This is a genomic window from Microbulbifer echini (assembly GCF_041447225.1).
GTDB classification, from domain to species: Bacteria; Pseudomonadota; Gammaproteobacteria; order Pseudomonadales; family Cellvibrionaceae; genus Microbulbifer; species Microbulbifer echini.
The window spans coordinates 1-25,489 of record NZ_JBGMEL010000009.1 but is presented as its reverse complement, the minus strand read 5'-3'; the positions used below and the strand labels follow the sequence as shown (position 1 = coordinate 25,489).

At 56.5% G+C, this 25,489-nt stretch carries 23 protein-coding genes; 11 read left to right on the top strand and 12 right to left on the bottom strand.

The genetic code is table 11. The annotated features are described in order from the left end of the window. Positions 1-3: 3 nt before the first annotated feature. Positions 4-459 carry a type II 3-dehydroquinate dehydratase gene (aroQ, locus tag ACCI51_RS10290; RefSeq protein ID WP_299586104.1) on the bottom strand — a complete coding sequence of 152 codons (456 nt, stop codon included), beginning with the start codon at positions 457-459 and terminating at the stop codon, positions 4-6. A 257-nt stretch (positions 460-716) separates the two neighbouring features. Continuing rightward, complete coding sequence (locus ACCI51_RS10285; RefSeq protein ID WP_299586102.1) at positions 717-2,513, bottom strand: protein-disulfide reductase DsbD family protein; 1,797 nt, start codon at positions 2,511-2,513, stop codon at positions 717-719. 71 nt (positions 2,514-2,584) lie between these two features. Here ACCI51_RS10285 and ACCI51_RS10280 point away from each other — a divergent pair, with 71 nt between their 5' ends. The 4 genes from ACCI51_RS10280 to ACCI51_RS10265 all read left to right on the top strand — a co-directional run bounded on the left by ACCI51_RS10280 (position 2,585) and on the right by ACCI51_RS10265 (position 6,394). Next, positions 2,585-3,376 (top strand): N-acetylglucosaminyltransferase, encoded by a 792-nt coding sequence (locus ACCI51_RS10280; RefSeq protein ID WP_371843502.1) that lies wholly within the window; start codon positions 2,585-2,587, stop codon positions 3,374-3,376. Beyond that, a complete protein-coding gene (locus tag ACCI51_RS10275) occupies positions 3,369-3,848 on the top strand; it encodes a copper chaperone PCu(A)C (protein ID WP_299586098.1) in 480 nt (159 codons plus the stop codon). The genes ACCI51_RS10280 and ACCI51_RS10275 overlap by 8 nt, the downstream gene beginning before the upstream one ends. Positions 3,849-3,882: 34 nt before the next feature. Further along, complete coding sequence (locus tag ACCI51_RS10270; protein ID WP_299586095.1) at positions 3,883-4,452, top strand: YajG family lipoprotein; 570 nt, start codon at positions 3,883-3,885, stop codon at positions 4,450-4,452. A 178-nt stretch (positions 4,453-4,630) separates the two neighbouring features. Continuing rightward, positions 4,631-6,394 carry an EAL domain-containing protein gene (locus ACCI51_RS10265; RefSeq protein WP_371843501.1) on the top strand — a complete coding sequence of 588 codons (1,764 nt, stop codon included), beginning with the start codon at positions 4,631-4,633 and terminating at the stop codon, positions 6,392-6,394. Positions 6,395-6,436: 42 nt separating this feature from the next. Here ACCI51_RS10265 and ACCI51_RS10260 read toward each other — a convergent pair whose 3' ends face one another. After that, complete coding sequence (locus ACCI51_RS10260; protein ID WP_299586088.1) at positions 6,437-7,435, bottom strand: adenosine kinase; 999 nt, start codon at positions 7,433-7,435, stop codon at positions 6,437-6,439. 220 nt (positions 7,436-7,655) lie between these two features. Here ACCI51_RS10260 and ACCI51_RS10255 point away from each other — a divergent pair, with 220 nt between their 5' ends. Then, complete coding sequence (locus ACCI51_RS10255) at positions 7,656-7,802, top strand: hypothetical protein (RefSeq protein ID WP_299586085.1); 147 nt, start codon at positions 7,656-7,658, stop codon at positions 7,800-7,802. A 2-nt stretch (positions 7,803-7,804) separates the two neighbouring features. Further along, a complete protein-coding gene (gene mrcB / locus ACCI51_RS10250) occupies positions 7,805-10,369 on the top strand; it encodes a penicillin-binding protein 1B (protein WP_371843500.1) in 2,565 nt (854 codons plus the stop codon). Between the two features lie 40 nt (positions 10,370-10,409). Here the strand turns inward: mrcB and hemB are convergent, their stop codons facing one another. The 7 genes from hemB to ACCI51_RS10215 form a co-directional block, all read right to left on the bottom strand. Then, entirely contained in the window at positions 10,410-11,420 is a 1,011-nt protein-coding gene (gene hemB, locus ACCI51_RS10245) for a porphobilinogen synthase (protein ID WP_299586080.1), read from the bottom strand. 110 nt (positions 11,421-11,530) lie between these two features. Further along, a complete protein-coding gene (locus ACCI51_RS10240; RefSeq protein ID WP_371843499.1) occupies positions 11,531-12,157 on the bottom strand; it encodes a GntR family transcriptional regulator in 627 nt (208 codons plus the stop codon). A 9-nt stretch (positions 12,158-12,166) separates the two neighbouring features. Then, positions 12,167-13,339, bottom strand: a complete 1,173-nt coding sequence (locus tag ACCI51_RS10235) for a benzoate/H(+) symporter BenE family transporter (protein ID WP_371843498.1) — start codon at positions 13,337-13,339, stop codon at positions 12,167-12,169. A gap of 173 nt (positions 13,340-13,512) precedes the next feature. Next, a complete protein-coding gene (gene hemL / locus ACCI51_RS10230; RefSeq protein WP_371843497.1) occupies positions 13,513-14,796 on the bottom strand; it encodes a glutamate-1-semialdehyde 2,1-aminomutase in 1,284 nt (427 codons plus the stop codon). 185 nt (positions 14,797-14,981) lie between these two features. Continuing rightward, a complete protein-coding gene (thiD, locus tag ACCI51_RS10225) occupies positions 14,982-15,767 on the bottom strand; it encodes a bifunctional hydroxymethylpyrimidine kinase/phosphomethylpyrimidine kinase (RefSeq protein WP_371843496.1) in 786 nt (261 codons plus the stop codon). An 82-nt stretch (positions 15,768-15,849) separates the two neighbouring features. After that, positions 15,850-16,272, bottom strand: coding sequence for a protoporphyrinogen oxidase HemJ (hemJ, locus tag ACCI51_RS10220; RefSeq protein ID WP_299586066.1), 423 nt, complete (start codon positions 16,270-16,272; stop codon positions 15,850-15,852). Positions 16,273-16,316: 44 nt separating this feature from the next. Next, positions 16,317-18,137 carry a chloride channel protein gene (locus tag ACCI51_RS10215; protein WP_299586063.1) on the bottom strand — a complete coding sequence of 607 codons (1,821 nt, stop codon included), beginning with the start codon at positions 18,135-18,137 and terminating at the stop codon, positions 16,317-16,319. A 96-nt stretch (positions 18,138-18,233) separates the two neighbouring features. On the opposite strand from ACCI51_RS10215, the gene argC reads away from it, so the two are divergent. The 4 genes from argC (at position 18,234) to erpA (ending at position 21,068) form a co-directional block, all read left to right on the top strand. Next, positions 18,234-19,280, top strand: a complete 1,047-nt coding sequence (gene argC, locus ACCI51_RS10210; protein WP_299586061.1) for an N-acetyl-gamma-glutamyl-phosphate reductase — start codon at positions 18,234-18,236, stop codon at positions 19,278-19,280. A gap of 64 nt (positions 19,281-19,344) precedes the next feature. Then, on the top strand, positions 19,345-20,076 hold the full coding sequence (locus ACCI51_RS10205) for a DUF6776 family protein (RefSeq protein WP_299586059.1): 732 nt from the start codon (positions 19,345-19,347) through the stop codon (positions 20,074-20,076). Positions 20,077-20,108: 32 nt separating this feature from the next. Further along, entirely contained in the window at positions 20,109-20,552 is a 444-nt protein-coding gene (locus tag ACCI51_RS10200) for a bactofilin family protein (protein WP_299586056.1), read from the top strand. A gap of 162 nt (positions 20,553-20,714) precedes the next feature. Beyond that, the gene (gene erpA / locus ACCI51_RS10195) at positions 20,715-21,068 is read left to right on the top strand and encodes an iron-sulfur cluster insertion protein ErpA (protein WP_299586053.1); all 354 of its coding nucleotides are present in this window, start codon (positions 20,715-20,717) and stop codon (positions 21,066-21,068) included. 21 nt (positions 21,069-21,089) lie between these two features. On the opposite strand, the gene ACCI51_RS10190 is transcribed toward erpA, so the two are convergent. Next, on the bottom strand, positions 21,090-22,199 hold the full coding sequence (locus tag ACCI51_RS10190; RefSeq protein ID WP_299586051.1) for an anhydro-N-acetylmuramic acid kinase: 1,110 nt from the start codon (positions 22,197-22,199) through the stop codon (positions 21,090-21,092). A 15-nt stretch (positions 22,200-22,214) separates the two neighbouring features. After that, entirely contained in the window at positions 22,215-23,591 is a 1,377-nt protein-coding gene (locus ACCI51_RS10185) for a peptidoglycan DD-metalloendopeptidase family protein (protein ID WP_371843495.1), read from the bottom strand. Positions 23,592-23,865: 274 nt separating this feature from the next. On the opposite strand from ACCI51_RS10185, the gene tyrS reads away from it, so the two are divergent. After that, positions 23,866-25,170: a tyrosine--tRNA ligase gene (gene tyrS, locus ACCI51_RS10180; protein WP_299586047.1), complete on the top strand. Its 1,305-nt coding sequence runs from the start codon at positions 23,866-23,868 to the stop codon at positions 25,168-25,170. The last annotated feature ends 319 nt before the right edge of the window (positions 25,171-25,489 follow it).

The window sequence follows — 25,489 nt, the reverse complement described above, 5'->3', positions numbered from 1 at the left end:
GATTCATTGGTTGTGAGGCGCCAGATCCAGTTGGTGTATGGCTGCCTGTAGGGCCAGGGTGTAGCTGTGTGGGCCGAAGCCACATACCACGCCGCGGGCTAAGTCGGATAAATAGGAGTGGTGCCTGAATGTCTCCCTTGCGTGGGGATTGGACAGGTGCAGTTCGATAAACGGTATGGAAACGGCGGCCAGGGCATCCCGCAGGGCTACGCTGGTATGGGTAAATGCCGCAGGGTTGATCACAATAAAATCCACCCCGCCGGTAGCGGCCAGGTGGATTTTCTCGATCAGGGCTGACTCGCTGTTACTCTGCATAGTCTCCAACTCGTGCCCGGCATTGTCGCACTGGTGCCCTGCGGCCTCGTTAATTTCCGCAAGCGTAGCGGCACCATAAATATGCGGCTCGCGACTACCGAGTAGATTGAGGTTGGGGCCGTGCAGGAGAAGAATTTTAGCCATAATTTGCCCTGAGAAAATTGCCGAAAAACCATAAAATATGGTCTAAAGTTGGCTATCTTGCGGGCAAACTCGAATTTTGGCTTTTTTGCCCGAGTGCTTTAGGCGAGTGTGCCGCAAAAGTGACTCCCTGTCCATGCCTGCTGCTCAGTTTATCGAAGTTAGAGGCAGTTCGGCGATAATTGCCTAAAAATTAGTGCAATATATCCATATTGTGGCTTTTTTACCCGAGCAATTGGCTACAAAGGCGGGAGTTTCCTTTAGGGAACAGAGGAGGTGCTGAGCCCACTCCCGGCGGCACTCTCAAGTTCCATCAGTAACGCCTCGCGGGAGAGTATCTGCGGCAGAATTTTGGCTTCGCCACCATTGGCGGGGTAGAGCAGGTACAGAGGAACGCTGGTACGGCCGTACTTCGCCAACAGTTTGCTGATGTGTGGGTCCTGATTGGTCCAGTCCCCTTTGAGCGCCACTACGCCAAGCTGCTCGATGGCATCGCTCACCGCATCGCTCGATAGCACCACCTTCTCGTTGGCCAGACAGGTTATACACCAGGCCGCAGTCATATTAGCGAGTACTGGGCGCCCCTCGCTGCGGGCAGTTTCTAGGCGTTCGGCAGAGTAGGGTTGCCAGTAGTCGCTGGCCTGTTGCGGCGCCTGGTGGATGGTGTCGAGACGCGGCAAGAGCATAACCGCAAAGGCCAGGGCTGCAACGGCCACTGAGCCTCGCAACCACTGCCATTGAGGGCTGGGCCATAGCCACAGGGCGAAGGCGATAGCCACCGCACCGCTGAGCACCAGGGTGACGCCGTCGCCACCAGCTTGGCGTCCCAATACCCACAGCAGCCAGACTGCGGTCAGGTACATCGGGAAGGCGAGTAACTGTTTGAGCCTGTCCATCCAGGGCCCCGGGCGCGGCAACTTATCGACCAGTGCGGGGATATAGGTGAGCAAAAGGAAGGGGGCGGCCATACCTGCGCCGAGAGCGGCGAATACGCTGAGAGCTACAGGCGCAGACTGTGTTACCGCGAAGCCCAGGGCTGAGCCCATCAGGGGCGCGGTGCAGGGGCTGGCTACCAGGGTGGCGAGGGCGCCGGAAGTGAGTGAGCCGCGCAGCCCCCGGCTATTGCTCAGGTTGCCGCCAATTCCCATCAGGCTGCTGCCGAACTCGGTGACCCCGGACAGACTCAGGCCCATGATGAAGAACAGGTAGGCCAGGGCGGCTACCAGCCATGGCGACTGCAGCTGGAAGCCCCAGCCAATTGCCTCACCGCCTGCGCGCAGAGCCAGCATCACAGCGGCGATGGTGACAAAGCTCAATACTACACCGGCAGTGTAGGCCCAGCCGTGGTGGTGGCGCTGGCTGGCACTATGTGCCGACTGGCTCACTGCCAACAGTTTGATGGAGAGCACTGGGAACACGCAGGGCATCAAGTTGAGTAGCAGGCCGCCAACAAAGGCGAAGAGCAGGGCGAAAGGCAGGCTGATACTGCTGCCATTGGCCTGAGGAGTATTTGGGGAGGTGTTGCCAGTGTCCGGTGTTGAGCTGGATAAGCCGCCCGCGATGGCCTCAATACTGCTTGAGTTCATGTTGACGCGATAGTGGCGGACCTCTGGCGGATAGCAGAGCCCTGCATCGGCACAGCCTTGGTAGTGCAGTTCCAACTGTAGGTTACTGGGGCTGCCGGCGACGGGGATTGTGAACTCCAGCTGACCTCGATAAACCTCGGTCTCTTTTTCAAAGTAATCGTCCCAGATGACTTCACCGCTAGGCAAACTCAGGGGAACAGCGGTCTTTTGCCCATTTTCAATTCGGTAGAGCGCGAGTTTGTCACGATAGAGGTAGTATTTTGGGGCTATTTCAAACAGGGCGCTGAGTTGCTTGCCGCTCAGCAGCAGGTCCTGTCGGTAGGCCTCTTCCACCGGGAGGAAAGAGTTTTCCTGGGGGGCGTCGAGAGTCGTAAAAGGGTTGCTATTCACCTGTGCGAATGCATTGATACCGGAAAGGCATAGCAAGATTGCCAGCAGGGCGAGGAAATTATTTCTGAAACTTTTGGTCATCACAGCCATAGATGAAAAAATTCATTATAGTCGGGCGCATGATTTGACTGCTGCACCGGACGGGGGTTCAGTTGCGCAAGCAGTATAGCGATGCCAGTGGTACAAAAAAACAACAACGAGGGATTGCTTTGCCGTCACTTGAACGCCTTCACAGCTTTGGAATCTGTCTTTTGATGGCGGTTTTCCTCGGCGCCTGCGGCTCGAACAAGCCTGCCCCCGCCCCCCCTCCGCCCAGCCCGGTCGTGCAAAAGCCCAAACCATCCGCCGAGCAGGTGCGGCGCAATAATGTGGCGTATTTTCTGAAACGCGCTGAACGGGCTCTGGGTAAGGGGCATCTCACTCGACCCGCCGGTGCCAGTGCTTATGACTACTACCTGCGGGTACAGCAACTGGATCCAGGAAATCGTCATGCACAGACCGGAATCCAGACGATTGTGGTCACCTATGTGGAGCGGGCGCGGGAGGCTTTGCGCCGGCGTGCTTTTGCTGAGGTGGGGCGCCTGCTGCAGCGTGCAGAAATGTTGGCACCGGGTAATCCCCTGGTGGCCGAGGTGCATGCACAGTTGGCTCGAGAGCGTGGCCGCGCGCACTTGGATTTGCCCAGGGGGGAGACTATTGGCCTGCCTGCTGAGGGTCTGAAAACCAGATCGCAAAGCTTGGTTGAGCAGCTGCACCAAGTGGCGTATAGGGTTCGCAGTGAGCAGCTACGCGTCATAATTGTCGCCGGGAACGATACTGCGGGCCGCTGGATTTACCAGCAGTTACGCGAGGCCGTTCCCGGTTATCGGGTTCGGGGAGATATAAAGATCGGCAGCCCCGCCCGCTTAATTCTTATCCAGCCCAGTGGAGGGGCCAGTGAATAAAAAGACGATCCGCACAGGGATATTTGCGGGTGTGCTGTTGCTCACCCTGAACGCTTTCGCACTTACTCAGCCTTTGTCGGTGACGGGATATGCCCGAGAAACGCCGCCGGGGGCTCCGATGAGCGCGGCCTATCTATCTTTACACAACACCGGTGAGCAGCTGCTGCAGCTGACAGCGGTAGAGCTTCCCGGTATAGACGGGGGCTCCGTCAATTTACATACCACCGGGCTGGAAGATGGCATCAGTCGTATGCGCCCTCTGGATAAGCTCGTTATTGCTCCGGGGGAGCAGCTGCAGATGACACCGGGTGGGGTACACCTGATGATTCACGGCGTGCGGTTGCATGCAGGGGTGTCGCTGCCACTGCGTCTCCTCTTCTCCGATGGGACCAGCTTGCAGGTTCAGGTACCGGTAATGGGGCTGAAAGCGGTTGAAAAAGATCGGCACCGCCATCATCGCAGTGCTGGGTGAATAGTTTTTATTGAAGTAAAGAAGGAAGAAGAAAATGAAAAAATTGTTGTTGGTGGTGGGGGCTCTGATACTGGCGGGCTGTGCTCACAGTCCACTGCAAATTCAACTGTATCCTCAGGTCGAGGTTGCGCCGGAATCTATTGGGGCGGGGCACAGCCTCAATGTCCGTGGTATGAATGACTTACCCGGTGGCGGGCTTGGCTCTCTGGGCGGTGTCTATGCGGATACCTCACAGGTGAGTATCGCCAATGATGCAGGGGACGCCATTGCCGCGGGGTTGAGTGAGGGCTTTGCCCGCTGGTCTTTCCGTATCACCGACTCGGCTCCCGAGGTACAGGTTACGGCGAAATTGGTGAAGCTGACCTACAACAGCCCCAGCAAGGTCTACACCACCCAGATTGACACTTCGGCCGAGATTCATTTGGAAGTGAAGGCGGGCCGGGCCACTTATTTCGGTACGTATAGCACCTCGGGTAAAGATCGCAATCTGGTTAAACCCAGTCGCGAAGAAGTGGAAAGCCGGGTAAATAGCCTATTGAGCGCAACTATGCAGAGAGTGTTCGAGGATGAGAAATTAAAAAACTTCTTGCGCGCAAATCTTTGAGTAGGCAACTTAAGATCCTGGAGAGGGGTTTTGGCGGGAGGCCGAAGAGTTGAATAAAAACGGCGGTTTTGGGTGTTCAAGATGTTGATTTTGCCCATATTCTGCATCGATGCGCCTGAACGGGTCGTGCCGGTAGCTGCTTTCCGGGCGGCTTCCGGTTTCCGCAGGGAGTGCGGTTGTGCCCTTTTTTGATCCTCAAACTGCCCAATATTTAGGACAGCTGGCCGAGCTGGAGGCACAGCTCTCCCCCTGTGAGCGGATCAGTCTGCAGGCGGCGGAGGCGGCTCTGGGGGAAATTGCCGACGGAGTCATTGTCACGGATTCTCACGGTATTATTCAGTATGCCAATCCGCTGGTCAGTGAGATGAGCGGGGATCTGGTGGGGCTTCTGCCCGGCCAGTTGGTCAATGAGGGGCTGCGGTTGTGTGACAGCCAAGGGGCGCTTTTACCGCCGTTAATCTCTGATACCCCCCCCCATGAAGTCCCCAGCGTGCGAGAGATCCGCGCGAGTATCAGGCGGCCGGATGAAAGCCTTCCCCCGCTGGAGGTTTCGGTGCAGGTCATGGCCCTGTGGGATGCTGGAACACTGAGAAATTATGTGCTGGTGTTGCGGGATACTTCCGCCGCCCGGCGTGTATCCACCCGTCTCAGCTGGCAGACCAGCCACGACGCTCTTACCCGTTTACCCAATCGCCAGTACTTTGAGGGTGAGCTGCAAAACCTGCTGTCACAGTGTGTCGATAAGCGCCAGCACCATGTGCTGCTATATCTGGACGTCTATCAATTCAAAGTGATCAACGACACCCTCGGTTTTGTCGCCGGTGATCAATTGCTCGTGCAATTGGTGTCCCTATTAAAGCGCGGATTGTCGAGAGCCGATTTATTTGCGCGGGTGGGCAGTGACGAGTTTGCCATTCTGCTGCGGGATTGCACTCTGGAAGAGGGGGGACGTGTGGTGGCGCGTCTAAGGGAATCTGTACAGAACTTCGGTTTTCACTGGCAGGGAAGCGACAGCCGTGTGGCGCTATCGATTGGAGTGGTCGGAGTAGACCGCTTTACCCCCAATGCCAGTCAGCTGTTGGCGACGGCAAACGATGCCTGCTGTTCCGCGAGGGATCAGGGACGCAATCGGGTGAAGCTGTTCGGAGATTCGCGCCAAGTACTGGAAAAGCGCCGTGAGTCGACCTGGGTTGCGGAAATCCACGCAGCCCTGCGCGAGGATCGGTTGCTCCTCTATCGGCAACCGGTGATCTCCCTGAAGGGAGAGCGCCAGATTCATCACTACGAGATTCTGGTGCGCATGCGTGGGCGCGATGGTGGTGTTATATCACCGGGCCTGTTCCTACCGGCGGCGGAGCGCTATGGTCTGATCGAAGAGGTGGACCGCTGGGTTATTCGCCGGGTGTTCTGTTATATGGCTCAGGAGCAACTGATCGGCATTCCTGCAACAAGCTATGCGATCAATATTTCAGGCATCAGTCTCGGCGATGACACCTTTGCAGACTTTGTGCTGGGCGAGATGACTGAGGCTGGGGTGACGCCCTCTCGGGTACAGTTTGAGATCACCGAAACCAGTGCCATTAATAATCTGGAGCGGGCGCTGATCTTTATTCACAAGCTGCGCGCTGCCGGTTGTAGTTTTGCTCTGGACGACTTCGGCCGGGGCGTTTCCTCTCTGGCCTATCTGCGCCAGCTGCCGGTGGACTTCCTCAAAATTGATGGAAGTTTTGTGCGTAATATGCTGGAAGACGAAATCGACAGCGCGATGGTCAGCACCATTGACCACTTGGCCAAGCGTATGGGGATCAGCACTATCGCCGAATATGTCGAGAGCCCGGAGTTGATGGAAAAACTCTGCCAAATGGGAGTGGATTATGCCCAGGGCTTTGGCATTGCTGCAGCCTCGGGGCTGCCGGAGATCGGAGAGGCTCAGGGATTCTAGGATGAGCGACCATAGGCCGCTCCCCGGTTTGTTGCTGGGGCCCTAAATAACCGCAGCTAATAGTTCAGAGTGCTGCTCCGCCTGCAGGCGCGGCCCGTACTGACTGACCACCTGGGCGGCGGCACGACAGGCCAGTTCCCCCGCCTCGACAAAGCCCATATCCCGGTTGATCGCGTATAGGAAAGCGCCAGCGAACATGTCCCCAGCACCGTTGGTGTCGATCGCGTGTACCTGTGGGCTGGCCACCTGATAATGCTGGGCGCCATCCCACAAAAGAGCGCCCTCGGCACCCAGAGTGATGGCGAAACTGCGGCAGTAGTCGCGCAGGGCCTCGGCGGCGGCATCCAGCGAATCGGTGCCGGTAAAGCCCAGGGCCTCATCGCGGTTGCAAAACAGCATATCTACGCCGCCGCCTATCATTTCCCGCAAGCCCTCGCCGAAGAACTGCACCATTGCCGGGTCCGATAAACTAAGCGCAGTCTTTACACCCGCCTGCTGCGCCTGTTCACGCAGAGTAATCGCCGCCTTTCGCCCGGTCTCGGAAGAGACCAGATAACCTTCGATGTAGGCCCAGCGGGAAGTAGTAAGGGCTTCGTTGTCCAGCTCGGTTACCGACAGCTGTTCGCTGATGCCCAGGTAAGTATTCATACTGCGCTCCGCATCGGGAGTAATCAGCACTAGACATTTGCCGGTGGTACCGCCATCGGCCCGCTGAAGCGTGGCTGGGTAGTCAACACCTGCAGCGGTGAGATTGTTGCGATAAAAGTCACCATTATCATCGCCAGCGACCTTACAAGAGTAAAAAGTACGCAGACCAAAGTAGCTGGCGGCGATAACGGTATTAGCGCCGGAGCCGCCACAAGCGCGCTTGGCGGTGATCAGGTTATCCTGCAGATCGTCTACCAGTTGCTTTTGCCGGGCGTCGTCCACCAGGGTCATAATTCCCTTTTCAACACCGAGGGCCGACAGGTCCCCGTCGGATACCTCGATTTCTGTGTCCAGCAGGGCGGCGCCAATGCCGTAGAGGTCATATTGCTGCATATCCATCCTTTTCGGGCGATTTGTTCAGATTTCCGCCGCATTATGGCTGTGATTACAGCAAGTGCAAGGCGCCGGGTTTGACTTCAACCGGGCAGCCTTTATAAAGGCGTCGTATGCCTCAATATGAACTTATAGTAGGCAGCCGCGGTCAATCCACGGACAGGTATCTATTGTGCCTGTGACATGATTCCTGGGTTTTTGGCCCGGATTATGGCCGTGCATGGATGTTCCCCAAGGTGCCGATTCAGGCGCCTGCGGCAAGATACCAGCGGAGCTGTCACCTGCTGGTGTCCTGCCTGAGATGGCGAGACGCTGTGTGCTCCCGCTGTCGAGAGATGTACTGAGTTGGCAGCTGGAAATTACTTAAATATGGCCTCGACGAAACGCCGGCGCAGCAAAGCGTCAAAACCGAAAAGACGCTATCGCTGGCTAAAATTCCTATTTCTGCTGGCCCTGGTAGCTGCGCTCGCCCTCGCTGGCTACATGGCCTACCTGGATGTACAGCTGCGCGATCGCCTCGACAGTCGTCAGTACCAGTTGCCTGCGCGGGTTTTTGCGCGCCCCCTGATTTTGCGCGAGGGCATGGCGATGCATCCGGATGAGCTGGCGAGCGAATTTGCCGCCCTCAATTACCGCAAGCAAAAAACCCTCGCGGAACCCGGCTCCTGGACCCAGGAGGGGATGAGTTACCGGGTTTGGCGCCGGGACTTTATTCACGCGGATGGCCGCGAACCCGCTGCGATGGCCACTTTCCGTCTGCGCAATGATGAAATAGACAACCTGCGCGATGGTGATGGCCAGCGAATCACAGAGTTCCGCCTGGATGCGGCCAATATTGGCTCACTACTCGGCGGTGGCGATGACCGCAATCCGGTCCGCTTCAACGATATTCCGCCACTGGTGGCGAATACCCTGATTGCGGTCGAGGATCAGGATTTTCTCAATCACCACGGAATTTCCCTGCGGGGCATAGCCCGCGCTATGGTCGCCAACGTCAAAGCCGGAAGATTCGTTCAGGGGGGATCAACGATCACCCAACAGTTGGTCAAGAATATCTTTTTTGACCACAAACCGAGCCTCCAGCGCAAGATCAATGAAGCGCTGATGGCGGTGCTGATGGAGCTCCATTACGACAAGGGCTACATCCTGCAGGAGTACATCAACGAGGTGTGGTTGGGGCAGCAGGGGGCCCGGGGGATTTACGGTTTTGGTCTGGCCTCGGAGTTTTACTTCCAGCAGCCCCTAGATACCCTAGAGCCCCATCAGGTGGCTCTGTTGGTGGGGCTCGCCAAAGGCGCTTCTTATTACAATCCCTGGCGTAACCCTCAGCGGGCCCTGAAGCGGCGCAATACGGTACTTGAGCTGATGCGTGAGCAGGGGCTAATTACCCAGTCTCAATTTGAGTTCTACGCTGCCAAGCCACTAGGTGTGGTGAAAGGTGGTGTGACCGCGCAGAATCCCTATCCGGCTTTTACTGAACGTCTGTTGTTCGAGTTGCGCCCCTATTATTCCTATGAAGAGCTCCGCACTACGGGGCTGCGTGTCTACACGACCCTGGCACCTTCGGTACAGAAACTCGCCGAAGAGGCTGTCAGCAACGGTCTACAGAAACTGGAGACAGATCGAAAGATCCAGGCGAATACCTTGCAGGCCGCGACGGTGTTATTGGATAACGGTACGGGTGAGGTACTCGCGATGGTGGGTGACCGCGACCCGGACTTCCCCGGGTTTAACCGGGCCCTGGAAGCGCGCCGCCAAGTGGGCTCCCTGATCAAACCGGCGGTCTTTCTCACCGCGCTGGAGCGCCCCGAAGAGTACAATCTGGCCACTCTGATTGACGATGCTCCGGTACGTATTGAGGAGGCTGATGGCGATGTGTGGATGCCACAGAACTTCGACAAGCTGGCCCACGGCCAAGTGCCTCTTTATGTGGCGTTGGCCAAGTCCTATAACTTGGCCACCGCCCACCTGGGCCTCGATCTGGGACTGCAGAATGTGCGCCAAACGATCCGTCGCCTGGGTGTGGATACCAATTTGCCGCGTGTACCAGCCATGCTGCTGGGTGCCGTGGAGATGACGCCATTTGAGGTGGCGGGCATGTACCAGACCATTGCCAATGGAGGTGAAACGGTACAGGCGCGCACTCTGTTAGCGGTGTCTGACGCCAATGGTGAGCGGGTTCAGCGCTTTCGCCGTCGCACCAATCGCGGTGTTGATCCGGTGCCGGCCTATCTCTTGCGCTGGGGACTGGAGCAGGCCATGCGCGAGGGGACCGGACGCAGATCGGCCAAACGCCTGCCCAGTAGTGTGCCCTTTGCCGGCAAAACGGGTACTACGAACAACAACCGCGACAGTTGGTTTGCTGGTTTCTCCCCGGAAGTTACCGCGGTGGTGTGGCTCGGGCGGGACGACAACGTGCGCACCCGCCTGACCGGTTCCACTGGTGCGCTGCCAATTTGGACAGAGATTATGCGCAAGTTGCCCCATCAGCACGGCCCGGTTGAGGCACCGCGTGGTGTTGAGTTCAAAGCGGTGAATGCGCGCGGACAGTACATGGACCCGGATTATTGCCGCGGTGGCTACGAGATCCCCTTCTCCTATGAAACCCGTCTGCAGCCGGCGCCGGAGTGTCAGGGACAGAATCGCTGGCGCTGGTTCCGTAATCTCTTTGGCAACGAGCGCTCCGAGGCGGCACCGCGGGAGCAGATGACTCCTGGCTGGGGTAGTGATCCCAGGGAAGCGCAGCAGCGCAGTGAGCGTCGCCGCCAGTTGCGCGAACAGCTGCGCGGTGACGATGCGGAGGAGTTTGGAAGAGGCTCTGCACTAGAGCCCATCGAGCTCCCCCGCGATGAATCCAGTGAGGTGCAGTACCGCCGTGTTCCTGTGGAAGAGGCGCAGCCCATAGGCCCGGCCCTGGAAGATCAGTGGCCCTGAGTTAGCAGCGCGGCAAAAGCCGCGCTCTGTTTCAGGTCTCTCAGCTCTGCAGCAGTTGCGCGGCTTCCTCGGCAAAGTAGGTGAGGATGCCGTCGGCACCGGCGCGCTTGAAGGCCAATAGGGACTCCATAATCACGGCTTCTCGCTGTAGCCAACCGTTTTCAAAAGCGGCACAGTGCATGGCGTACTCGCCGCTCACTTGGTAGGCGAAAGTGGGTACACGCAGCTCTTCCTTCACCCGTCGCACTATATCTAGGTAGGGCATACCGGGTTTCACCATTACCATATCCGCACCCTCCTGCAGATCCAGGGCACATTCGTGCAGTGCTTCATTGGTATTGGCGGGGTCCATCTGATAGCTGGCCTTATTGCCGCCTTTCAAGTTGCCGGCCGAGCCGACCGCATCGCGGAAGGGGCCGTAGTAGGCAGAGGCGTACTTGGCGGCGTAAGACATAATCAGGGTATTGCTGTGGCCCGCGCCTTCTAGAGCCTCGCGAATCGCACCGATACGACCATCCATCATATCCGAGGGCGCCACTATATCCGCGCCGGCGGCGGCGTGGGACAGGGCCTGTTGTACCAGCACCTCCACCGTTTCATCGTTGACGATGTATCCACTGTGATCCATCAATCCATCCTGACCGTGGCTGGTGAATGGATCTAAGGCCACATCAGTAATGACACCGAGTTCCGGCGCAGCATTTTTTAACTCGCGAACCGCTCGCTGGGCCAGACCATTGGCGTCGTGGGCGGCACTGGCGCAGTCAGATTTTGCCGATGGATCAACCACGGGGAAAAGCGCCACGGCGGGAATGCCCAGTTGTTGTAAAGACTTCGCTTTTTTCGCCAGGAGATCCACGCTGAGGCGCTCGACACCCGGCATCGAAGCCACTTTTTGGGTCTCACTACGCCCTTCGATTACAAACAAGGGCAGGATCAAATCGTTACAGCTGAGTTGGGTTTCCCGCACCAAGCGGCGGGAAAAATCCTGTGCGCGCAGGCGACGCAGGCGGGTGTTGGGGTAGGCACCGCGGCCGAAACTTTGGCTCATAGGGAATTTACTCCGGCTATCCATAGGGCCGCGGAAACGCCGCGGCCGCAACTGGCAGCCATCATAACAAATTGCCGTTACAGGTGATTTTGGGTCTATGGGTGACGGGCTCAAGGTTGGGGTTGGCGCAGGTGATTCACCAGTAATTGGCCGGCGGCTTCGATATGCTGTGCCAGCAGTGCAGCGGCCTGCTCCCCATGCCCCTGATGCAGGGCTTCGAGAATCGCAAAGTGCTCTTCCTGGCTGGTGCTTTGGTAGTGCAAACTGCGGGACTGGTAACCGATATAGCGCTCACACTGGCGGTGCAGTTGCTCTATGGTGGCGAAGAGCGTGGGCCGCGCGGCGGCCCGGTAAATGCAGGCATGAAACTGCCAGTTCAGATTGCCGATCTGTTCGGCGGAGAGCCCGGATCTAGCTTCCATAGACAGCAATATATCTCTGGCACGGCCGAGAATTTCCCCGCTGAGTTTCTCCAGGGCCAGGGACTGCAGCAGTGGCTCCAGGCGCGCACGCATCAGATAGAGATCTTCTACCTCCAGTGGATCGAATTGGGGCACCGCGACCCCGCGCTTGCCATGTCGGATTAACCAGCCTTCATTCTTCAATTTTTGCAAAACATCGCGCACCGGTATTCGGCTAACCCGATAGAAATTGGCAAGCTCTACTTGCTTTAAAGGCTGACCGGCCGCAAAGCGTCCTTGCTGTATATCCGCTTTGATTTTTTCGTAAAGGCTCATCGAAGCTTATCAATTCCTGCGTTTGAAAAACCAGTAGCATAGGAGTCCGCCAAGTAAACCCCAGAAAGCGGCGCCAATGCCGAAGAGACTGATACCTGAAGCGCTGATTAGGAAGGTGATCATTCCCGCCTCTCGGCTGTCGGCTTCGGCCGTTGCCCCGGCCAAACTGCTGCCAATAACCCCGATCAATGCCAGACCGGCGAGTGTGGCGATGAGCGCCTGCGGGAAGGCGTTGAATAATGCCACCACACTGGCACCGCACAAACCCACCATGAGGTAAAAGACACCGGCGGCAATGCCTGCGGTATAGCGTTTGTCTGGATTGGGGTGAGCCTCGGGTCCGGTGCAGATGGCGGCGGTAATGGCTGCCAGATTGAACGCAAAGCCGCCAAATGGCGTTAGCAATAGGGAGGTCAGGCCGGTGCCACTGATGACTGGTGATAGGGGGACTCGTCCGTAACCGCTGGCGGCGAGGGTCGCTGCGCCGGGTAGATTCTGGGAGGTCATGGTGACGATAAACAGAGGAAGGCCTATACCGACGAGGGTTGAGAGGCGGAACTCTGGGGTAACCCATACCGGGTGAGCTGTCTGCCAGCGCACCTGCTCAAGTACGATCATTTCCAGTTTCCAGCAGGTCGCCACCCCCACCGCCAATACCAAAATAATGGCGTAACGGGGAGCCCAGCGTCGTCCGGCCAGATAAGTCAACAACATAGTACCCACCAGGAGCGGCTGTGCCTGCAGGGAGGTAAATACAGAGAGGCCGAACTGAAGCAGTATGCCTGCGAGCATGGCGTTGGCGATAGGCGTCGGCACCATTCGCGTTACCCGCTCAAAGGCCCCGGACAAGCCAACCAATAGCGTTAACAGCGCACTGAATAGGAAGGCGCCAATGGCCTCACCAAGGGGAATGCCGCTTAGACTGGTGGCCAATAGTGCGGCTCCTGGGGTTGACCACGCGGTAATCACGGGCGCTCGGTAATACCAGGAGAAGGCGATACAGGTGAGACCCATACCCAGTCCCAGTGCCCCAATCCAGGAGGCAATCATCGCCTCATTGGCCCCAGCGGCCCGCGCCGCCTCAAACACAATTGCGGCGGAGCTGGCTACCCCGACCAGTACCGCGACAAAACCCGCACTGATAGTGGAAAAGCTGGCGTCTGTAAGTGGTGAGCTTTTCAAAATGTATACCTTTAATTTTATGTATACATTTTTAATTGTTAATTATTGAAGTGCAATGCTTTTACGGCAAAGTGAAATGCGGCGTCACCAAGCTGGAAGTACGATTTAGGTGGAGATTCTTATTGGATAGCAGCACCCGCCGGAGGCGGGTGCTGGATAGGGGAAAGGCAAATTTAGTCGAGGCGGGCGAAGACACGCTCGGCGGCTGCGATTGTTGCCTCAATATCCTCATCGCTGTGCGCGGAGGACATAAATCCTGCTTCATAAGAGGCGGGAGCTAGGTAGATGCCCTCTTCCAGCATGCCGTGGAAGAATTGATTAAAGCGCTGGTTATTGCACGCTATAACCTGTTGATAGTTCGTTACCTGGGGTTCCTCTGTGAAGAAGAAACCGAACATGGTACCGGCTTTATTGGCGGTAATGGGGATACCTGCGGCTTTGCCGGCAGCCAAAATACCTTCTACCAGGTGGTTGGTTCTGGCTACAAGTGGCTCGTAGAAGCTGGGTTCTTCCACTAGGCGCAGGGTCTCCAGGCCCGCAACCATAGCCACGGGATTTCCGGATAAGGTACCGGCCTGGTAGACAGGGCCCAGTGGTGCAATGTGCTCCATAATTTCGCGTTTACCACCAAAGGCGCCCACTGGCATACCGCCACCGATTACCTTGCCGAGGGTAGTGATATCCGCTTCGATTCCATAGAAACCCTGGGCACCGGTAAGGCTCACGCGGAAGCCGGTCATTACTTCGTCGAGAATTAGCAGCGCGCCGTGCTGGTCGCAAACCTCGCGCAGAGCTTCCAGAAAACCCGGCACTGGCGGTATGCAGTTCATGTTGCCGGCGACAGGCTCGACGATAATACAGGCGATTTGATCACCCAATGCTTCGAAGCAGCTGCGTACGCCTTCGGCATCGTTGTAGCTTAGGGTGATAGTGTGATCTGCTAGCGCAGCGGGAACGCCAGGCGAGGAGGGCACGCCCATCGTCAGGGCCCCAGAGCCGGCCTTGACCAGCAGGGAGTCCGAATGGCCGTGGTAGCAGCCCTCGAACTTCACAATTTTATCGCGTCCGGTAAAACCACGCGCCAGGCGAATTGCGCTCATGGTGGCCTCGGTCCCTGAGTTCACGAAGCGCACCAGGTCCATATTCGGCCACAGGCGGCACAGTTCCTCGGCCAGCTCAGTTTCCAGCTCGGTGGGGGCCCCAAAACTCAGGCCGGACTGGGCCTGCTCCACAACGGCTTCAATAACCTCGGGATGGGCGTGACCGAGCACCATGGGTCCCCAGGATTGCACATAGTCGATATAGCGCTTTTCATCGGCATCGAAGAGGTAGGCGCCTTCGGCGCGACGGATAAACAACGGTGTGCCGCCCACAGCGCGGAAGGCGCGTACTGGTGAGTTGACGCCGCCGGGGATAACCCGCTGGGCTTCTGCGAAGAGTTGCTCGGATTTACTCATAAAATTCATTCAGAAATTGCGAAAAAGGCCAAGAGTCAGCGGCCATTATCGCGGTGCTGGGCCTCGAGGACAATGTGGCGCTAGGTAGGGCACAGAAGAGTGGGGTGGCCGGTAAGTCGATCGGCTTGGTGAGCGGATCGACTTACCCGTTCGCTGAAGCTTATGGGAACGTGAGCTGGGGCCTGTCAGCGCTCACACCAGAATAAGCGGTTGGGGATCGGCCGGCCCATTCCCAGGCGACGGCTGTCGCGGATGGCGCTCCAGGCGTATTGCTGGCTGCGGCTGACCGCCTCGGTAATCGTTAGGCCGTGAGCGATATGACAGGCGATAGCGGTGGCCAGGGTGCCACAGACACCGTAGGCGGCGGGTTGCAGGCGCTCCCAGTGGAATTCCCGGATCAGGCCGCGTTCGTCGTAGAGGCGATTTTGCAGCTGCTGTTGGTGGGGCACCCCGGTGAGCAATAGATAGCGACAGCCACTTTCCAGTAACTCCTGCGCCATAGCATCTAAAACATCGGCCTCGACGGCCATGGCACGGGCCTCGCGCCGATTGGGACAGACCATGGTGGCGTAGGGCAGTAGCAGGGAAGTCATAGCCTCCCACAGGGGAGGAGCCAGCACGCTTTCTTTGTCGGCCAGGGTGGCATCTGGATCGATGATAACGGGAATGTCTGGGTAGTCCCGCAATACGCTGTGCAGTGCGCGCACATTCTCCACCGAGCCCAGGTAACCCACCTTGATAGCCGCTACCGGCATATCCTCAAGGACCGTGCGGGTTTGCTCAACGAGGAGGCTGTCATCCACTGGCGCTACACCGAGGAGTTCCCCAGTATTGCAGACGCTGATGGCGGAAACGGCGGAGGCTGCGTGGCAGCCCAGGCTAACGGCCGTCTCCGTATCGGCGCCTATTCCGGCGCTGCCACTGGGATCGTGGTGGGTGACGGTCAAAATTACAGGCTGCGGTGTATCCATAGAAAATCTACATGACTGCCAATTGCTGTGCGCCTAATTTTAGTTGCTGGGTGCCCCATACAAAGAATGATCACGCGCCAAATTAAAAAGGCTTCACCACTACCAGGATCACGATAGCGAATAGGGCCACTGTGGGAGCCTCATTGAAGAGACGGAAATAACGTCCACTGCGGGTATTCTTGCCCTGGGCAAACTTACGTACGTAGGCGCCACACATATGATGATAGGCCAGCAGTAGTACGACGAAGGTGAGTTTCGCGTGCATCCATCCCGCGGAAGTGTAGTAAGCGGGGTTCAAGCTATAAAGCCAGATACCCAGGCCAACGGTGGCGATCATGGAGGGAATCGCGATACCTCGGTACAGGCGCCGTTCCATGATGCAGAATCGGTCGCGGCTAACGGCATCGGTAGCATCTACGTGGTAGACAAAAAGGCGTGGTAAATAAAATAGCGCGGCAAACCAGCACACCATGGCAATAATGTGAAAAGCCTTGATCCACTCCATCGAATATCCCCTCAAAAATTAAAAAATTAAAAGCTGGAAATTGTTTATTTCCGGTAAAAGTTATCGATCTGTAGCGGCAGAATAATGCCCGCAATGCGATTGTCCAGTGGGCCGCTTTGATGGCGACTGATATACAGGGCGTCGGCCCCGGTATTTTTGAGTTCTTGCTGAGCTTCCAGCATGGTTGCCCGCCAATTGAGCTCGGCCATCTGTTTGCGCTCGCCGGGGATTTTCAGCAGGTCGATCTGTGTTGTTGTTCCCTCTCTCTCTTGCTCCTGCTCGAGAAGTTGATCTTCGCTCTCTCCTTTTTCACAGCTCTGTAAAAATGTGGCCAGGTCGACGGCACGCAAGAGTTCAGGAGCCTTTCCGTCTGGCAAATCGATCAGTATCCACTGGGGGTGTTGCGCGATAAAAATTTTCGCCTGTTCCAGGTTGACCTCCTGTTGAGCGACCACAAAGCGTCGGTCCATCTGGCTGGCCACACCCACTCCACTCAGCATCCGCTGGCGCCAGGTGGGGGTGCCGGCCTTGTTCAGAGCGCGAAGCGTCTCCAGGTAAATCCCCTGGGTGGAGAATAGTTGGCGGCTGATTAGTGTCGCTACTACGATCATCATCATGCCGGGGAACAACACATTGGGGTTGTAAGTGAGTTCGAGAATGGCGAGTAGGGCTGCGAGGGGGGCATTGAGCATCGCCGCCATCATTGCGGCCATACCAACCATGGCGTAAAAACCAGGGCTCGCGGTGTTTTCACCCAACCAAGTGTTGGCAAGGCCCCCGGCAATACCTCCGAGGCAGGCGCCGAGAATCAGGCTCGGTCCAATGACTCCCCCGGGAATACCCAGCCCGGACCCCAGGGCGGTAGCCACCAGTTTGGCCGCAACAATGACCGCCAGAGTCGTTACGCCCAGCTCCCCCAGCATCGCCATTTGCAGTGTGTCGTACCCCCCGCCGAGAATCTCCGGCACCCAAATACCAAGGGTGCCTGTTACCAGTCCAACGACTAGAAAGCGCAGCAGAGGAGAGCGGGTATTCTGTCGTGTGAGGGTTCGGTGGGCCAGTATGAAGAGCGCCGCAAGCACTCCAATGGCCAGCGCGCAAAAGAACAAAATGGGGAGTTCTGCCAGTGAGTTCAACTGAATTGCGGGGACATTAAAGTCTGGTTCACGGCCAAAAGTAACCTGGGTAATCGCACTGCCGGTTACGGCCGCCAGCATGACGGGTAAAAAGCCGGCTACGGAATACTCCAGCATGACCACCTCCATGGCGAATACCATACCGGCCAGCGGGGTATTGAAGGATGCGGCGATGGCGGCGGCTACGCCGCAGCCCAGCAGGCTGCGCGCAGAATTATTGGGCAGGCGCAGAGTGCGCGCCAGCCAGCTGCCACTGGCCGCACCCAAATGCACAGCTGGGCCCTCTCGACCTACCGAGTGCCCGCTAATTAGGGCGATGGCGCCCGCGAAAAACTGCAGCAGGGCATTTTGCACCGGCATATTGCCCTGGTGGTTGTACAGGCGGTCGAGCACGTGGACCACACCCACGTCATAGCGTTTGGGGCTGAGCAGCAGGTAAATAATACCGATTAACAGCGAGCCGATTACCGGCAGGGCAAACCGCCATAGTGGTGTCAGGGATTCATAATTCTGCGGTACCGAGAGGAAAAAGGTGGTCGGCCACTCCATTGCGAAACGGAACAGCACGGTTACACCGCCGGCAAGTGCTCCGGTAATCAAGGCCATCCCAACTAGAGGGGCCAGGGCGTCCCGGGCGGAGAGTTGCAGGCGAATGCGCTCCAGGCCGTTCGTCTTGGGTAAGTAACGGGTCAGGGTACTTTTAAGTGAATTCCTGGGGCGCTGTGACACCGCACATCCTTTAAGGTCTGAGGCTTGTGGTAGAGTACTTGGCTAATTTTATGATTATCGTCTCAGTTGGCAGATTGATCGGGAGAGTCTAGCAAGGTGATTAAGGTAGCAATTGTCGGGGGCACCGGCTACACGGGAGTGGAGCTGTTGCGGATTTTGGCGACACACCCACAGGTAGACGTGACCGCTATCACCTCGCGCTCCCTCAATGGCACACGCGTATCCGAGCAGTTTCCCAGCCTGCGCGGCCATTACGACCTGGCTTTTTGTGAGCCAAATATCGAACAGCTGTGTGCTTGTGACCTTGTTTTCTTTGCCACACCACACGGAGTTGCGCAGGCCCAGGTGCCGGCACTGATCGAGCGGGGGGTGCGCGTCATTGATCTCTCCGCGGATTTCCGCCTCAAGGATATTCCCGCTTGGGAGGCGTGGTATGGGCAGGAACATGCGGCTCCAGCATTGGCCCAAGAGGCGATCTACGGTTTGCCTGAAGTCAATCGTGCAGATATCGCTGATGCTCAGCTGGTGGCCTGTCCCGGCTGTTACCCCACGGCAATTCAACTGGGTTGGATTCCTTTACTGGAGGCGGGAGTGGTGGAGCCGGCACAGTTGATCGCCAGTGCGGCCAGCGGCGCTAGTGGTGCTGGGCGCCAGGCTAAAACCGAACTCATTCTGGCGGAAAATAGTGATAATTTCCGTGCGTATTCCGCTGCAGGTCACCGCCACCTACCAGAGATCGAACAGGGCTTGCGCGGGGTTCAGCCCTCTGGTGCAAGCCCGGCGCAAGTGACATTCGTGCCACATTTACTGCCGATGATTCGGGGCATTCACGCCACGCTCTTCGCCAAATCCAGCGCCGGCTTGTCGCCTACGGAACTGCAAACCCTATTCGAACAACGCTACAAAGATGAGCCCTTTGTGGATGTACTTCCCCCCGGCAGTCACCCACAGACGCGCAGTGTGCGCGGTACAAATATGTGCAGGATTTCTGTGATGCAGCCACAGGATCGGGATACCCTGGTGGTTATGTCGGTGATCGACAACCTGGCCAAGGGGGCCTCGGCTCAGGCGGTTCAGAATATGAACATTATGTTTGGTTTAACTGAGACGTTGGGCTTGGAGAGCCCTGCGTTGCTGCCTTAAAATCAAAAAAATACGACAACCGGTTTTTTCCGGTTAAGCCCCAGCGAATTTTATGGAGCTCAAAGTGAAAGGCAGCAAGCAGTACCGTATGAAAGTGGTGCCCCACCGTCCCTTCTCCGGCGTGATTGCCGTAGGTGGCGTCGCCCTGGTGGTATTGGCTACCTCTGCTGGCTCCTATTTTGCCGGCCAGTATCATCTGCGCAAGAACCTCGATGAGAAGACCTCGGAGTACACCAGGGTGCTAGAGCGACTCGAGGCGCTCAAGAATGAAAACGAAACCCTGCGTATGCGTGCCGCCACTGCCGAGCAGTCCCTGGTGATTGGCGAGCAGGCGAGCGAATCCGTACGTAGTGAGCTGGTGCAAAAAGAGAGTCAGATAGCCGAATTGAAACAAGAGATTTCCTTCTACCGCGGGGTTATGGCTCCGGCGGAAGGGGAGGACGGAGTTTCCATTGGCCGCTTCATACTCTCGCAAACGGCGGATACGCGCAGTTATCAGTACAAGTTGCAGGTACAACAGTCTGCTGTGCGCCGCAATGTCATTAAAGGGATGGCTACCTTCACCGTAGTGGGCCGTCAGGACGGAGAGCCAAAGCGCTACTCGCTAAAGGATTTGTCCAAGCAGGTGGATGCAGAGTCTATTCCACTGCGTTTTAAGTATTTTCAGAACATTGAGGGTGAGCTACATCTGCCGGAGGGGTTTGTTCCCGAGGGTGTGGAGCTTTCGCTCAAGTCCAGCGGACGCAAAGGTTTTAATATTGAGCAGCGTTACGGCTGGTTAGTACAGAAAAGCTAGCATTGATGCCAGAGGCATGAGGTTTAGGGATTATGTTAAGAAAAAAAGAGAAACAAGTAACTATGGCCAGCACCAGTAGTAACCATACCACTTTGATAGCGCGCCAGACGGAAGTGACCGGCGATATCCACTTTCGTGGAAACCTGGTTATTGAGGGCAAGGTAAAAGGTAATGTATCGGCCCATAGCGACAGCGATGCACGCCTGCAGATCGTAGACGGCGGAGTCATCGAAGGAGAGATCCGTGTACCTCAGGTGGTCATTAACGGCAATGTAAATGGTGATGTATTCGCAGCTCGCCATCTGGAGTTGGCCTCCAAGGCTATGGTTGAAGGCAACGTACACTACAAACTGATCGAAATGATGAAAGGTGCTCAGGTCAATGGCGCACTGTTGTCCAATGCGGATCTCAGCTCTGCCGGTGAGACCCCGATGATTGGTTACACCGAAGACGAAACAGTGATTGAGGCCTCCTGAGGCTGGCTATCACTAACGGACTACGTTTTTCGCTAATGCCGGAGTCTGTTGCGCCAAATACTTGACTGATTTCCTGGGTTTAAGCAAGATGACGCCCCCGAGGCTGCACTTTGTATAGCTTTTATGCGAGTTGCGAATGTCCCGATGAGTTGAGAGAGACTTATGTCAGAAGCTGTATCCTTTTCTCCTGCGCCACTGGTGGTCACCGATAAAGCGGTGGCCAAGGTCAAGAGCCTGTTGGAAGAGGAGGGCAACCCGGATCTGAAGCTCAGGGTATTTGTCACCGGCGGAGGCTGCTCGGGTTTCTCGTACGGTTTTACCTTTGATGAATTGGTTGCCGATGACGACGCTATTATCGAGAAAGATGGTATTCAGGTATTGGTAGACGCGATGAGCTACCCCTATCTGGTGGGTGCCAATGTGGACTATGAAGAGGGGCTGGCCGGCTCGCGCTTCTTGGTACAAAACCCGAATGCTTCCTCGACCTGTGGTTGCGGCTCCTCTTTCTCAATCTGAGCCGCCCACCTGCTGGCTGTTTTAGGGGGGGTAGATAGCTCCCAGAATGGCTTCTTTTTTGGCTCCGGTCACCCCGGGACAATTGCCGGGCAGGCCGAGTAGTGTCTGCCGCGCCAGCCATGCAAAGCCCACCGCCTCCAGCCAGTCTGCATCAATGCCATAGGTTCCTGTATCGGCGATCGACCATGTGGGCAAGCGTCTTCGCAGTCGGGATAACAGGTCTTTATTCCTGGCTCCGCCACCGCACACCAGTAATTCTCCACCATCTGCGAATAAATGCACCGCTTCGGCGATACTCGCTGCGGTGACTTCCGACAGAGTAGCCTGCACGTCCGCTGGAGCCAGTTCTAATCCGGTCAGGGATTGCTCCAGCCAGCTAGCGTTAAATGTTTCGCGACCGGTGCTTTTTGGGGGCTCCGCAGTGAAGTAAGGGTTAGACATTAAGCGGTTCAGCAGCTCGGGATTGGCTCGGCCACTGGTGGCCCAGGCACCGTCTCGGTCGAAGGGTTGTTTTCTGTGCAGGCCAACCCAGTAATCCAGCAAGGCATTGCCGGGCCCGGTGTCGTATCCGTACACGCTGCCATCGGCGTTTAGCTCGGTAATATTGGCCATGCCACCAATATTGACTACTGCCCGATTGCCCCCGGTTTTGAAGGCGGCGCGGTGAAAGGCGGGCATCAGCGGCGCACCCTGGCCACCCAGCGCCATATCGCGTCGCCGGAAGTCGGCCACCGTGCGGATACCTGTGAGCGCGGCAATGGTATTGGGGTCACCCAGCTGCAAAGTGAAGGGTGAATTCACGGTGCCAGGCGGGCGGTGGCGCACAGTCTGACCGTGACTGCCAACTGCGGTGACATCATCCGGCTCAATGCCGGCACGGGCCAGTAGAGTGTTGGTCGCCTCGGCAAACACCTGGCCCAGTTGTCGATCCAGTTGCCCGGCGCGATCCAGTTCCGATGGTCCGGGGGAACACAGGGCCAGGATGGCATCGCGCATAGAGGGATGGATTGGATGGTTCAGGGCGGCGAGAATATGCGGCTTAATTTTGTCTTCGCCGCCAAAGTCGACCAATACAGCGTCGATGGCATCGACGCTGGTACCGGACATCAGACCGATAAAAAGATCGGGCATAGAGTAGGGTGCTTATTAATTGTCGTCGTCGAGTTTTGCCAGTGCCGGGCCCTGGTAATTTTCCAGCTTAGCCAGCAGAGGTTGCGTTTGGTTCTTAAAGCGTGTCATTTCAGATGAGGGAACTGACTTCGCTTTGGGCAGTTTGCGTACAATTGTGGCCGGATTGCGGTGCCTGCCATCCAGCAGAAACTCATAGTGCAGGTGTGGCCCGGTAGCGTAACCGGTGGAGCCAACGGTACCGATAATTTGGCGCTGCTTTACTCTCTGACCTTTTTTCACCTTGCGCTTGGTCAAATGCAGGTAGCGAGTGACATAGCGTTCGCCATGGCGGATAAAAACATAGTTGCCATTCGCTTTGCTGTAACCGGAAGCGATCACACGGCCATCGCCAGTGGAGTAAACCGGCGTGCCTCGCGGGGCCGCATAGTCGGTGCCATTATGTGGGCGGCGGGATTTAAATACTGGGTGCAGGCGTCGAGGGTTAAAGTGCGAGCTGATACGCACGATATCCAAGGGCGTGCGAATGAACGCCTTCCGCATGCTCTTGCCATCCGGGGTGTAGTAATTGGCGTCGCCATTGCCGTCGACATAACGCACCGCATTATAAGTCTGCCCCTGGTTGGTAAAACTGACCGCCAGAATTGGGCCGTTGCCTATCTTTTCTCCGTCGAGAAATTTTTCTTCGAACATCACGCTGAAGTTGTCGCCCTTGCGGATATCCAGGGCAAAGTCGATATCGGAGCTGAAGACATCCGCCATTTCCATAATCAGGCTGTCGCTTAAACCGGCATCGCTGCCAGCAACAAACAAAGAGCTGTCGATTAGTGCTTGGCGATAAGCAGGATGACTGTCGGGCTCCCGCTGAACCAGGTCATGCTGAAACTGGCTCTGTGCATCACGAGTAAACCTGACTTGGCTGAGACGATCTTTTTGCAGTGCCAGGCGCTGCAGCTTCCCATCCGTATCGACAGTGAAGGTCAATTCCTCACCGGGGTTTAGGCGTGCCAGTTTCTTCGCTTCACTGCCGCTGCCGAGCAGCTGGTACATCTCGCCAGCACTGATCTTGGCGCGTTTAAAAAGGTCGGACAGGGTATCGCCATTACGCACTGTCAGGCTAAGGGACTGGATTGCCTCCGTCGCCGCGGCAGCCAGTGGAATAGCCTTGCGGGGAGTTAACGGCACCACCTTTTCGGGTTGTTCCACCACCTCCTCGGCAGAGGTCAGGTTGACGGGGAGGGGCATACGCCTAGCCTCAACATCTGGAGTTGGGATAAAGATCGCCAACACCAGCACACATGCAGCGGCACTCGCCGTGAATGCATGTACACGGGGGAAATGTTTGGGCAAGGCGCCTATACGGACACGTGAAGTCGGTTTGCGATGATTCTGCATGGTATTAGCGGGCGCCGCCGGCTGTCGTTGTTATCTGCGCTTGGAATAATGGGTGTTTAAAAAACAGGCATTGAGGGGGCTTTATAGCAAAAAAGCCGCCTAGGTTCACTGGGTAATTGACCCATATGGCCATGAGTTAGTTCCTCAGTTTGTATTTCTTGTCCACGCGGGGGAAATATCACCCGCTTGTATTTGCCACAAAGTTCGGTAATGTTGCAGCGCATTTTGCCGCCGGCCGGTGGCGCTTTTTCAAGCTTAAATATGAGGGGTAAGCATGGCTGGGGTCGACATGACACTGCTAGAAGACTTGGACCGTCGCGGATTAATTAATCAGGCGACTGGTGACGGCGAACTGACACAGCATTTGTCGGAGAGTCGGACCCTATATTGCGGTTTTGACCCCACCGCAGATTCCCTTCATATAGGCAGTCTAGTACCGCTGCTGACTTTGAAGAGGTTTCAGGCGGCAGGACACAAACCGATTGCATTGGTCGGTGGTGCCACGGGCTTGATCGGTGATCCTTCTTTTAAGGCTCAAGAGCGCAGCCTGAATACCCCAGATGTGGTTTCTGGCTGGGTGGAAAAACTGAAAAACCAGGTCTCCCAGTTTATCGACTTCGATTGCGGGGAAAGTAGCGCCATTGTGGCGAATAATCTGGACTGGACGCGCGAGCTCAATGTGCTCGATTTTCTACGCGATGTAGGCAAGCATTTCTCTGTTAACAACATGGTTAATAAAGAGTCGGTAAAGCAACGTATTGAGCGTGAGGGTGAGGGTATCTCCTTTACGGAGTTTTCCTATATGTTGTTGCAGTCCATGGATTTCTCCGAGCTGTATAAGCGCAACAGCTGCACCCTGCAGATCGGCGGCTCTGATCAGTGGGGTAATATTACTGGTGGTGTTGACCTCACTAGGCGCCAGCACCGCGGCAAAGTCTTCGGGTTAACTTTGCCGTTGGTGACCAAATCGGACGGCACAAAGTTTGGTAAAACGGAAAGCGGCACCATCTGGCTCGACCCCAAGCGCACAAGCCCTTACGCGTTTTACCAGTTCTGGCTCAATACCGCGGATGCGGATGTCTACAAATTCTTGCGCTACTTCACTTTCCTGAGTGTTGATGACATTGACGTTATTGAGGTTGCTGACCGGGAGCGTGCAGGCAAACCAGAGGCTCAAGGGATTTTGGCACGCGAAGTAACCCGCTTGGTTCACGGTGACGATGGACTGGCCGCAGCTGAGCGCATTTCTGCTGCGCTCTTTACGGGAAATATTACCGATCTGTCGGCTGGTGATCTCGAGCAATTGCGTCTCGATGGTTTGCCCTCGTCTATCCTCCCTAAGGATTTTGGTGAGCAGAGTCTGATTAACTTGCTGGTTGATGCAGGAATGGCTCCCTCCGGTAAGCCGGTGAAAGATGCGCTGGGACGCAATGCGGTATTGGTAAATGGTGAGGGTGTCGGTATGGATGCCAATGCACAACCGGCTTCTGTATTCGCTGGCGATAAGGCGCTGAATGAACACTACTTTATCGTGCGTCTCGGCAAGAAAAAGTACCACCTGTTTACCCTTGAAGGTTGATGCTTTTTTCAGCAATTTCGAGACTGAAAACTTTTTTACACTTTTGTCATAAAAGTGCTTGCCCCCCCCCCCTGAAGTCCGTATAGTTCGCCTCCTCGCTGCTCAGGCAGTAGCGGGAAGGCAGCTCCAAGTGATTGATTTTCTTAAGAAAATTACTTCAAAAAAGAGCTTGCCAAGCACCGAGAGGCCGCTATAATGCACGCCACTCAAGCAAGGACGGAAACGGCCTTGCAGGGATCCGGAAAGCTCTTTGGGCCACACGGATCGCCGAGAAAAAAGCTGAAAAAAACACTTGATTCAGCGACCAGGATGTGTAAAA